Below are 9,905 nucleotides of genomic sequence, written 5' to 3'. Positions count from 1 at the left end.
TGATAACTTAAGATTTATAAAAGGTGAGGTTGAAATTATATCTGCTGGAGGTGAATTTTAACTGATGATGAAACACTACCAAGAATTTTCATTCAATTCAATGAAATAAAATGGAAGGAAGTCATACTTTATTATACAATCAATCGTGCAAGACCTTCACCCGCAGCTTTGCGAAATCTTCCTTTATCTCCACCTGAAAGCCCATCCCGGCGAAGATCTCCTCAAGCTCCGTTTTAACGAATTTCTTTGGCACATCAGAACCCAAAACCAGCGTGAAGTCGCTTCTGGATGTTTTATGTAATTTAAAGAAATTGCAAGCTTCAAGTCGTTTTAAGATATGTTCCGCACGATAAGATTTGTGTTTGAACTGCTCTGCATGCGCCTGGCACACTTCACGATGCAAGTCCCAGAACTTATCTTTGTCAGGATGCGATTCGATAAAGCTCAGAAATAAGAGCCAATGATCAATGTCCAGGATGACATGTTCGCCAGCCGAAAGCATCTCGGCATGCGCGTAAACCTTCTTATCTTCAATGGATTCAAACAACGTTTTGTGTTTGCTGTAAAACTTCAATGCTTCTCGCATCAGCTCGCTTTGCGATAACCCCAAATCGTCCTTCATCTTTTTGAACACAGCGAAGGTGTCTTCATCCATAGCGACTGTGATTCTTTCCGGCGCTTTCATACTTTTACCTATCATCCCAATACTTAATTAACATTCGCTCATTTGTAGCCCCTTTCCCGACCCGAACATATTCAATGGCATTTCGTTGTTGTATTTTATACCATAATTTTTCATTTCGATATAATTTTATAACTTTTTGTACAAATTCTTCTGTACTTTTCGCTACCAAAACTTCGGTACCATCTGTTAAATCAAGTTGCGAGGCGGTTAATTCAGAAACTACGGAAGGAACGCCAAAACTCATGGCTTCTATCAATTTCAACGGAATGCCAGCAGAAAATCTATGCTCTAAATTTGAATTCCCCCGAAAAGGTTTTTATAGCAAGATGTGTGGAATATAGGATACAAGAAATGAAATACAAAATAACGGAACTCGACAGAGAGGTTGAACAGCTTCCAAGAGATATCAGGGAGTTGTTCTATCGCTTCTATTCGATTGATATTTCCACTGGCAGCCTAAAGATTCCTGTGGGGATGGAGGACTGGGCGAAAAAGCGGTTTTGGTCTCTTGAGCGAGTGGAAAAGCAGCAAATAGTCGCTATTAAAAATAAGTTTACCGGTGAACACAGCTTATTTAACAGGTTAAGGAGTGATAGACCTGTGGAAGCGAAATCCGCGATTGCGTGGGAAGAGCTGGAAGAGAAGAAAAAATGTCTTTTTTGTAATCCAGAAAAACAGATGCCGGCAGATGTGTTTGGCAGGCTAAAAGGAAAATATTGTATTACGGGGAGCAATATAGCAAAGTATGATGCTTTCCACAGCTTGATAATTTTCAATGAACACAATCCCTTAGTGATAAAGAGGGAATGGGTAGAGGATTACTTAAGAACCGGGGAGCGCTGGTTCGAAGAGGTTTCTAAATTAGCGAAGATGAAAAAGAAATTGCAGAGGTTCTTTATATGGAATTGCCTCTGGCGGAGTGGAGCTTCGATTATTCACGGGCATATACAATTAACTGCTTCGAGGATGAGGTATGGTAAATTGGAACTTTTAGAAAAAGTTGCAGCGGATTATAAAAGGGAATTTAATACCGATTATATCGAGGATTTATACAGAGTCCATGAGAGTTTAGGGCTTACGAAGGAGAACAAAAGCGAAAGGATTTTGTTTTATTTGACGCCAATAAAAGAGAAAGAGATTTTTGTTATCAGCGAAGCGAGGAGAAGTGATAAAATGGCAGATACGATCTACAAATTATTGAGGGCGTATCTGAACATAGGTGTGCAATCGTTCAATTTGGCTATCTTTCAGTTGGGGGATTATCATATCATCAGGCTTGTAGATAGGGGTTCGTTAGAGGATAGGAATTCGGATATAGGAGCGATGGAACTTTATGCCGCTTCTGTTATCGCCTCTGACCCTTTTAAGTTAGCTCAGGGCATTTCAATTTAACATCTTCAATGGTTCTTATCAGCCCCCGGGAAGAATCGAGATGTCAGACTTTCTTCTGGCTACAAACTCCACGGCATCGCCAAAACTATACCCCATGATGCAACAAAGATAACCTATTACAACGGAAAGAGAACGCCCAATGCCCACATTACAGAAGACCATTATTTTATACCTGTCTATATGGTCTCTAATCTATTCTACTGCTTCTGCCATCGGTTTTTGGGGTATAGGCTGCATGTCAATGAAGGGAACTTTGTGGTAGAGGAGTTCTGTTTCAATACCCAGCTCCTTAGCTACATTTGCTCCTTAACTACATTTAATAGTGCAGTGATCCCAGAATGAGGGTTTAAGGCATCTTCATAATTGCCAATCGCCAGATTGTCTAAGATGAATTTCATCTTACGCTAAACGGTCTACCCATTTCGACCAAAACCGACACCATTTCCCCCTTATCCGGGCTAAACAGCTCGCTATTCACAAACTACCGATGTGCAATTTCAATTATCTCATTGATAATCGCCACCGCAGAAGGAGTTCCACCCCTTGGTCCTCTTATCACAATGCAGGGGATATTACCCATAGACAATACCTTCTCCTTCATCTCCGCTGCGTTGACGAACCCAACGGGAGTAGCAACGACAAGAGCAGGCTTTTGCTCTTCGCTCGCGCCTCCTTTCTCGACAAGCGCACAAAGCTCCTGGCATGCCGAAGGTGAGTTCCCAATAATCACGATGTTACCATGAATAAGCCTCTTCTCCTTTGCAAGTCGGATTCCCGCAGCAGTTCTCGTGAGCTTTTCGCGTTTCGCTATCTCTATTGTTTCTGGCGCATTCACGAAACACTGTACTTTTTTGCTGTATCTCTTATTGATGCCCGCTTTTACCATTTCTATGTCTGTAATGATCATTTTCCCATTTTTTATACAGCGTATCCCTGTTTCAACCGGATGGTGCTTGAACACAAGCAAATCAAGAAACGAAGGGTCGGCATTGGCAAAAACTACGCGTCCCGCAACTCTTTTTTCCAGGTCACTTAAACTTAACGAACCCTGATATTTCGACACAATATCACGTACAATTGCCTTGCTCTTCTCCCACACCCTGTTTCCCGCATCTACATAACCACAACCCGCTGCTGGTGCTGGTGATACTGCTATACCCTCATCCTCTTCATTCACGTCTCCTCTCTCATAATCGTATTTCCTTTCATATCCTCTTCGTGTCACCATTCGTGCACCGAGTTTTCTCGTACCCGAACAGCCAATAATAATTGTCGTTGACATATCTATACGGTGATAGTAGCCTGGCAAATCTTTTAATGTGGTTATCACAACTTCGCATCCCTCCCGCTCGGCATTTCTTACTATACCAACGACTGTATTCGCATTGCGGAACCGCATGAGAATCTCGTATGCCTTCTCCAACTGAGCCGTTCTGGTTTTGCTCTTTGGGTTATATATCACTATAGTGATGTCCATCTTTGCTAAGCCTTCCAGTTTCTTCTCTATCTCGCTCCACGGCACCAGCAAATCACTCAAACTGACAACTGCGAAATCATTTGAGAGCGGTGCACCAAGTAAGGCAGCCGATGCGGATGCCGCCGTTATGCCCGGAACAATCTCCATCTCCATCTCCATCGCCCTATCCAGCTTTGAGGCTATTCCTGAATCTGAATCGCCCATGACCTCGATTATTAGCCCTGCCATACCATAAATACCCGCATCACCTCCCGAGACAACAACAACGTTCTTGTTCTTGTGCTTACCCAGCTCAACTGCCTTCTTCGCTCGGTCTACCTCTGTCCCCATCTTGCCTATTATCACTTCTGCACTCCCCGGAATGGTGTCCTTTATTAGCTCTATGTATCTCTCGTTGCCCATAATAACATCAGCACTTGAAATCCGTGCTCTCGCCCTTTCTGTCAGTAAATCCTGAGCACCAGGTCCTATTCCCACTACCGATAACATATTCACTTATTCCCTCCCTATAGATCCCTCTCTTTAAGCACCACCGCCAGTGTTATCCTTCTATTGAATGATTTCCTCTTCACGAATTTGATTTTGCCTTTATTTCTGTTCGCTCCCAGAATGGCACAGGGTTCTGCAACGCCTTTTATGTTAAATGCGTCCATTGCTGCGCTTCTCGACCGCACATCCACACAGTTTATCTCATCCCGCGTAAAGAGAAGTATTGGAATCCCGAACTTAGCAGAAACCTCTTGCAACTCCTCCGTATTTTTGAAATCCACGGTGCATAAACCTTTAACTTCATTCTGTTCTATATCCAACTCCTCCAGGAACTCGCGAATCGCCTGCTCTATCTCTCCAGCATCAACATCGCTATGAAATCCAAGACCGATATAAAAATCCCTATTATTGTTATTCATCTTCATAGAGAGTTGTTATCACCGGTTCTGCGGATATCCCTTCTGCAATAAGCCTTGCGAATTCATTTGCTCCTCTATGCCCGTTCAGTACCGGTATGACATACCTGCCATTCTCATCTATGCAGACCACCCAGGGGTCTTCGGTCTTCTTCTTCGGCTCTATTGCCCGCACCACTACGCCCATAGGCAGAACAGCGACGATGTTCTTGTGCGCTTTGAAACTTTCTTTTATGGCGTGATAAACGCTTTTCACCTTCTCATCTGCGCCATCACACGAGATTTTTTCCGAACATATCAGCTCAGCATCGAATCCTTCGGCTAAGAGCACGCTTTTCACCTTTTCCGCAACAGCAACCGATTTCTGAGCGAGCGAGAAGATGGCAATCATTTTAAACCTCCGCCATACAATTTTGAGATGCCTGATTTCTCAAGCACATCACCCACAATTATCAATGACTGGCTCTTTATGCCCGCACTCTTAACCCTGTCCGCTATATTCTCCAGAGTGCCCTTTATTATCTCCTCTTCCGTCCATGACGCTTTATGAACCACCGCTACTGGTGTCTCAGGAGGATAGCCTACCCGGAGTTCAGAAACGATATCGTCAATGAGATGAACACCAAGAAAGACTATCATTGTTGCACCATGCGTTGATAGTTCCTTTATGCTTTCCTTCTCTGGCTTACCGGTCTTTCCTGTCGGTTTCGTGATTATCAGCGTTTGCGATATGCCAGGCGAAGTGAATTCTCTTTTTAAAGATGCAGAAGCAGCGGAAAAAGAAGTAACGCCTGGAACAACTTCAAACTCTATATTTTTAGAGTTTAGAAATTCCATCTGCTCTTGAATAGCGGAATAGAAGCTCAGGTCGCCTGAATGGAGCCTCACTACTACCTTACCCTCTTTCACAACAAACTGTTCATAAAGGGTAAATATCTCAGTTCTGGTCTTTCCATGACTGTCTATGGCTATCACATCCTCTCTTGCGTATTTTAAGATCTCCTTGTTGATGAGCGAGCCTGCGTATATTATCACATCAGCATTCTCTATTTCCCGCTTTCCTCTAAGGGTGAGTAATTCGGGGTCGCCCGGTCCTGCACCTACAAATACTACTTTCGGTTTCACATTCATATTCACATTCATATTCACATTCATATTCACATTCATATTCATTTTCATAGTCATAATCATAGTCATAATCATAGTCATAATCATAGTCATAATCATAGTCTTATCTATATCTAAGCTCGTGGGTTGTTCTTTACGATAAGAGTGGAAAGGTAATGAGTTGGCACGTCTATTTCACTAACTTCTCCTGTGATTATTTCCTGGTCTTTAAATCCCACTCTGACACCTAAAATGGCTTTTTTATTGCCCAGCTTATTCTCAATCACGTCCATATTTTTGGGTTTGAGGAAGATCAGGGAATCTGAACTTTCGATTACTCGAAGAGCATTCTGGGTTTTTACATTGGGAACAATAGAAACGATTTCATTTCCTTCCGCAACAGGGACTTTGGCGATAGCGGAACAAGCCGAGAAGGATGTAACTCCGGGTACTACTTCTACCTCCTCCATGACATCTTTAAAAATCTCCATGAACCGGTAGAACGTGGAATACATGCTTGGGTCTCCCAGTGTGACGAAAGCCACAGTTTCACATCCCTTACCTTTTGCTTCTGCTTCTGCCCTCGCCAGCACGACCTCACGCGCCTTTTTCCAATACTGTTCCAGCTTATCACGGTCTTTCGTCATCGGGAACACCGGTTCAACAACGATGGGCTCATTTTCCCACTCTTTTTCTTCTCGCTTCATAATCCCTTCAATCGTGAGTAAAGCCAGACTCCTTTTATCCTCCCTCGACTTCGGTGCAACTATCATATCCACTTCCTTGAGTATTCTGTATGCTTTCAGAGTGAGCAGTTCCGGGTCGCCCGGTCCTACACCTATTCCATATAGCTTGCGGATTCTCATTTCTTGTCTCCATATATCAGGAATACCGGATAAGAAGGAGCGAGTGCGGTTTTACCACCCAAGTCCTTGCCCCTGTTCAAGCAGATATTCAGAACCTCAGGATTGATACCTCTGTTCTTCAATACTGCTATGGCTTCCACCACAGTCTCAAGTCTGACTGCTGCAATAATAACTCTACCTCCCGTCTTCAAATGCTTGAACACGTTCTCAAACGATTTCTCAAGATTGTCCGTGCCGCCGAAGAAGGCAACATCGAAACTATCTGTATCTGATAAATTGATATGTTCCATTTCACCAAAATTAAGCTGGATTTTGTTACCCAGTCCAAATTTTTCTATATTCTTTCTCGCTATCTCGAAATTCTCTTCGTCCTTCTCCACCGCCGTGACATCGCAACCTAACAGTGCGAATTCGATAGAAACGCTTCCTGAGCCCGTGCCCACATCTAAAATTCGCTCGGTTCCTTTTATCCGGGCTTTTGAGGTGATGATCGAGCGAACTTCTTCTCTTGTCAAGCCTGCTTTCGATCTTGAGAACAAGCTGTCAGGTATTCCGGTTGTTTTATATTGCCACTCCTGCTTCACTCCCAGATTCTGTTCCACGTCACTCATATCGTTCTTGTTTTTCTTGTTTCCCTTTTTCCTTCACTTTCTCATCCTTATCCTTTTATCCTTTTATCATTTATTACTCTCATTATTTCATTTCTCGCCCCTCTAATAGTCAAAGGATACGGATTTTTTAGTGGTAAATTGTCCTCTTTATGTAGTATTTCCATCAAACGCGCGATTCGCGGCAACCTCAAGTGTGATTCTCTTACGACAGAGGCATTAGAAAAGACCGCCTCAGGCGTGCCTTCTGCCACGAACCGCCCCCTGTGCATCACATATATCCTGTCCGCATATTGTGGTATCGCATCCACATCATGAGTGGCGATAATCAATGCGATATTCATCCTTCTGCTCAAATCCACTAAGAGGTGCATCACTGCACTTGACGTGCAGGGGTCTAAATTAGACGTGGGTTCGTCCAGCACAATGATTTCCGGATTCATTGCAAGAACTCCTGCGATAGAAACCAATCGCTTCTGACCACCGCTAAGATTGTCCGGTCTCTTATCCTTCAAATCCGCTATGTGCAGCATATTCAATGCGCTATTTACTCGCTCTGCCACTTCGCGCTTTGAAAGTCCCATGTTCCTCGGTCCGAATGCCACATCTTCCCATACTGTCGGCGCGAACAACTGATCGTCCGGGTCCTGAAATACAAGTCCTACCGTCATCCTTATCTTATCTAAATTAGTCTTTGTTATCTCTTCCTCGTTGATAAGAACCGTGCCTTTCGTGGGTGAAAATAAGCCATTAAGATGGTAGAATAGAGTAGATTTACCACTGCCATTCGAGCCAATAACCGCTACTCTCTCGCCTTCCATTACCTTAAAGTTAACACCTTTCAACGCTTCTGTTCCGTCTGGATATGTATAGAAGAGGTCCGTTACGTTTACTGCACACTTCATAACCAGGTTACTACTCCAGGTACTATACCTATATGGTCAGCAATTACAAGTAGTACCGAAGTCAGGATAATTATAGCACATAATAGAGCGTTTTTTAATGATAACGGTTCGATTTCTGTAAGCTTGGAATCCGGGTTATATCCACGTGACAGCATTGCGGCATATACACGTTCACCGCGTTTTAATGCCCTCAAGATGAGCGAACCTGCAATGGTACCGAGATTATTCATCTTTTGCTTATAGCTGAGTCTACGGGAGAAGCCGCACCTTGATGCTTGTGCTCTGTACATCCTTACGCTTTCTTCAGATAGCAGATGGATATAGCGCAGCATCATTATAGCGAGGTCAACCATAATCTTTGGCACCTTAAACCAACGCATTGCTTCCGCCGCCGCCAACACCTCTGTAGTAGCTACAAACACGCTCAATATAGAAATCGATGCAATTATTCGTGCGAAAAGCAAAACGGCAAACGAGCACGATTCATGGTAGATTGGCAGCCCGAAGAGGGATGCTATTTGATGCTCACCGCCATACGTGAATATAACAACGACAAGCACGACAGCCGCAACAGAGAACGGAAGCAGAACTAACCTTTTCAGGTATGTCCGCAGCGGTATTTTGATTGCGAGAGCAATAAGTGTGGCAGAAAGAAATATAACGAGAGGGATAGTAGGGCTATGCATGGAAATGACAGCGAATATAAGTGCAAAAGCTCCTAAAAGCTTTACACGTGCATCAAGCCGGTGGATTACCGAATTGCTACCTACTACCAGTCTCTCAAAGTCTACTTCTTGTATTATATCCGTGAAACGCATCGTTTATCTGTTCTTTATCGTTATCCTTATTTTATTTCGTTTCCCTTAGCAGTCGCAGATAGTGCCCGATGATCAGGAATACAAAGAACCCAATTGTGGTTCCAATTCCACACAACGGGTCGCCAGACAGCCATTCAAGCATTCTCCTCCCTCCTGAATAGCCCTGTCCATAAATAACCGACTATAAAGCCGGCAACTATTCCCGCAATTGTGAAGCCCAACGGCTCTCCTACCATGTCGGTAATTGCAGGAACTGACGATGTTGCCTCGACATTTACAGCAGTGCTCGCCGCGTGTTCCTCCACTATTGCATCTGTCCCTTCCATCTCATGACCGCCTATATAGCCAAGATACGCACCGACAATGAAGATCGCAGTTAGTACTACCATCAGAACCAAAGCCGTCTTTGTAAATCGGTCAAGCATCTGTTACCTCCCCCCATAACTTCCCCAGCATAAGGTCTGGTCTCCTGTCTGCAATATACTGCACAATGCCTGCGCTGAACACAAACTCGGCAACTGCAAGTGGCAACTGCGTCGGCATGTATCCCAGTGAATAGATTGCCCAGTGTGAGAGCACAGAACCGGGATTGAGCGACAATGCGAGTTCAAGTGCTGCCGCTAAATAGCACAATATATCACCTACGAATCCTGCCATCCCTGCGGCAACCCACAACGGCGAGTTTATCTTCCTCAGCAGTACGTAGATGAGATAACCACCGAATGTCCCTATAATACCCATTGATACTGTATTCGCACCGAGCGTTGTGAGTCCACCATGACCAAAAAACGTATGGAAGAAGAGTGCAATCGTACTCAGTACCACAGTTGGAAAAGGACCGACAATTATCGCTGACATCGGTGTGCCTATCGGATGTGAGCACGATCCCGTTACCGGTACAGGAATGTGCCAGACGGAGATTATGAAGACCGCAGCGCCCATCATTGCAAGCATCGGCAGATACGATGCGTTCTCTTTTGTGCCCCTCTTCATCTGCCATACCCCTATTGCTATAAAGGGTATGGCGATTGCAAACCATACTAAACACCACTCTGGCGTCAATATACCGTCTGATATATGCATCTTTTTATCACCGAATTATAGGTCTTGTTGAAAGACGTCTATTTAAAAGCTTGTTTTTT

The 9,905-nt window shown here is 44.0% G+C and carries 13 protein-coding genes and 1 pseudogene; 1 reads left to right on the top strand and 13 read right to left on the bottom strand.

Going from position 1 to position 9,905, the window contains the following annotated elements:
• Positions 1-139: 139 nt before the first annotated feature.
• Entirely contained in the window at positions 140-685 is a 546-nt protein-coding gene (locus tag J7J01_06000; protein MCD6210428.1) for a CopG family transcriptional regulator, read from the bottom strand.
• A 4-nt stretch (positions 686-689) separates the two neighbouring features.
• Positions 690-947 carry a glycosyltransferase family 1 protein gene (locus tag J7J01_05995; GenBank protein MCD6210427.1) on the bottom strand — a complete coding sequence of 86 codons (258 nt, stop codon included), beginning with the start codon at positions 945-947 and terminating at the stop codon, positions 690-692.
• An 89-nt stretch (positions 948-1,036) separates the two neighbouring features.
• Here J7J01_05995 and J7J01_05990 point away from each other — a divergent pair, with 89 nt between their 5' ends.
• Positions 1,037-2,077, top strand: a complete 1,041-nt coding sequence (locus J7J01_05990) for a hypothetical protein (GenBank protein MCD6210426.1) — start codon at positions 1,037-1,039, stop codon at positions 2,075-2,077.
• A gap of 18 nt (positions 2,078-2,095) precedes the next feature.
• Here the strand turns inward: J7J01_05990 and J7J01_05985 are convergent, their stop codons facing one another.
• The 11 genes and pseudogenes from J7J01_05985 to J7J01_05935 all read right to left on the bottom strand — a co-directional run bounded on the left by J7J01_05985 (position 2,096) and on the right by J7J01_05935 (position 9,846).
• Positions 2,096-2,239, bottom strand: a complete 144-nt coding sequence (locus J7J01_05985; protein MCD6210425.1) for a dual specificity protein phosphatase family protein — start codon at positions 2,237-2,239, stop codon at positions 2,096-2,098.
• Positions 2,240-2,558: 319 nt separating this feature from the next.
• A complete protein-coding gene (cobJ, locus tag J7J01_05980; protein MCD6210424.1) occupies positions 2,559-4,049 on the bottom strand; it encodes a precorrin-3B C(17)-methyltransferase in 1,491 nt (496 codons plus the stop codon).
• Between the two features lie 11 nt (positions 4,050-4,060).
• The gene (locus tag J7J01_05975) at positions 4,061-4,468 is read right to left on the bottom strand and encodes a cobalamin biosynthesis protein (protein MCD6210423.1); all 408 of its coding nucleotides are present in this window, start codon (positions 4,466-4,468) and stop codon (positions 4,061-4,063) included.
• The gene (locus J7J01_05970; GenBank protein ID MCD6210422.1) at positions 4,455-4,850 is read right to left on the bottom strand and encodes a hypothetical protein; all 396 of its coding nucleotides are present in this window, start codon (positions 4,848-4,850) and stop codon (positions 4,455-4,457) included. The genes J7J01_05975 and J7J01_05970 overlap by 14 nt, the downstream gene beginning before the upstream one ends.
• Positions 4,847-5,632 carry a precorrin-4 C(11)-methyltransferase gene (gene cobM / locus J7J01_05965; protein MCD6210421.1) on the bottom strand — a complete coding sequence of 262 codons (786 nt, stop codon included), beginning with the start codon at positions 5,630-5,632 and terminating at the stop codon, positions 4,847-4,849. The genes J7J01_05970 and cobM overlap by 4 nt, the downstream gene beginning before the upstream one ends.
• Before the next feature lie 68 nt (positions 5,633-5,700).
• Complete coding sequence (cobI, locus tag J7J01_05960; protein ID MCD6210420.1) at positions 5,701-6,432, bottom strand: precorrin-2 C(20)-methyltransferase; 732 nt, start codon at positions 6,430-6,432, stop codon at positions 5,701-5,703.
• Positions 6,429-7,043 (bottom strand): precorrin-6Y C5,15-methyltransferase (decarboxylating) subunit CbiT, encoded by a 615-nt coding sequence (gene cbiT / locus J7J01_05955; protein ID MCD6210419.1) that lies wholly within the window; start codon positions 7,041-7,043, stop codon positions 6,429-6,431. Before cbiT ends, cobI begins: the two co-directional genes overlap by 4 nt.
• A 47-nt stretch (positions 7,044-7,090) precedes the next feature.
• Complete coding sequence (locus J7J01_05950) at positions 7,091-7,945, bottom strand: ATP-binding cassette domain-containing protein (GenBank protein ID MCD6210418.1); 855 nt, start codon at positions 7,943-7,945, stop codon at positions 7,091-7,093.
• Positions 7,942-8,763 carry a cobalt ECF transporter T component CbiQ gene (gene cbiQ / locus J7J01_05945; protein MCD6210417.1) on the bottom strand — a complete coding sequence of 274 codons (822 nt, stop codon included), beginning with the start codon at positions 8,761-8,763 and terminating at the stop codon, positions 7,942-7,944. Before cbiQ ends, J7J01_05950 begins: the two co-directional genes overlap by 4 nt.
• A 134-nt stretch (positions 8,764-8,897) precedes the next feature.
• On the bottom strand, positions 8,898-9,188 hold the full coding sequence (locus J7J01_05940) for a hypothetical protein (GenBank protein ID MCD6210416.1): 291 nt from the start codon (positions 9,186-9,188) through the stop codon (positions 8,898-8,900).
• Positions 9,181-9,846 (bottom strand): annotated as a pseudogene (locus J7J01_05935) (energy-coupling factor ABC transporter permease). The gene J7J01_05940 and the pseudogene J7J01_05935 overlap by 8 nt, the downstream one beginning before the upstream one ends.
• Positions 9,847-9,905 lie beyond the last annotated feature (59 nt).

The organism is Methanophagales archaeon, assembly GCA_021159465.1.
GTDB lineage: Archaea > Halobacteriota > Syntropharchaeia > Alkanophagales > Methanospirareceae > G60ANME1.
Note: the sequence above shows the minus strand (reverse complement) of the source record. Positions and strands in the feature narration are given on the sequence as shown.

Bases quoted from the DNA above. Each gene is read 5' to 3' on its own strand.
- J7J01_06000 (MCD6210428.1), bottom strand. From the start codon at position 685: ATGAAAGCGCCGGAAAGAATCACAGTCGCTATGGATGAAGACACCTTC.
- cobI (MCD6210420.1), bottom strand. From the start codon at position 6,432: ATGAGAATCCGCAAGCTATATGGAATAGGTGTAGGACCGGGCGACCCG.
- J7J01_05985 (MCD6210425.1), bottom strand. From the start codon at position 2,239: ATGGTCTTCTGTAATGTGGGCATTGGGCGTTCTCTTTCCGTTGTAATA.
- cobM (MCD6210421.1), bottom strand. From the start codon at position 5,632: ATGAATATGAATGTGAATATGAATGTGAATATGAATGTGAATATGAAT.
- J7J01_05990 (MCD6210426.1), top strand. From the start codon at position 1,037: ATGAAATACAAAATAACGGAACTCGACAGAGAGGTTGAACAGCTTCCA.
- J7J01_05970 (MCD6210422.1), bottom strand. From the start codon at position 4,850: ATGATTGCCATCTTCTCGCTCGCTCAGAAATCGGTTGCTGTTGCGGAA.
- J7J01_05950 (MCD6210418.1), bottom strand. From the start codon at position 7,945: ATGAAGTGTGCAGTAAACGTAACGGACCTCTTCTATACATATCCAGAC.
- cbiT (MCD6210419.1), bottom strand. From the start codon at position 7,043: ATGAGTGACGTGGAACAGAATCTGGGAGTGAAGCAGGAGTGGCAATAT.
- cbiQ (MCD6210417.1), bottom strand. From the start codon at position 8,763: ATGCGTTTCACGGATATAATACAAGAAGTAGACTTTGAGAGACTGGTA.
- J7J01_05940 (MCD6210416.1), bottom strand. From the start codon at position 9,188: ATGCTTGACCGATTTACAAAGACGGCTTTGGTTCTGATGGTAGTACTA.
- J7J01_05975 (MCD6210423.1), bottom strand. From the start codon at position 4,468: ATGAAGATGAATAACAATAATAGGGATTTTTATATCGGTCTTGGATTT.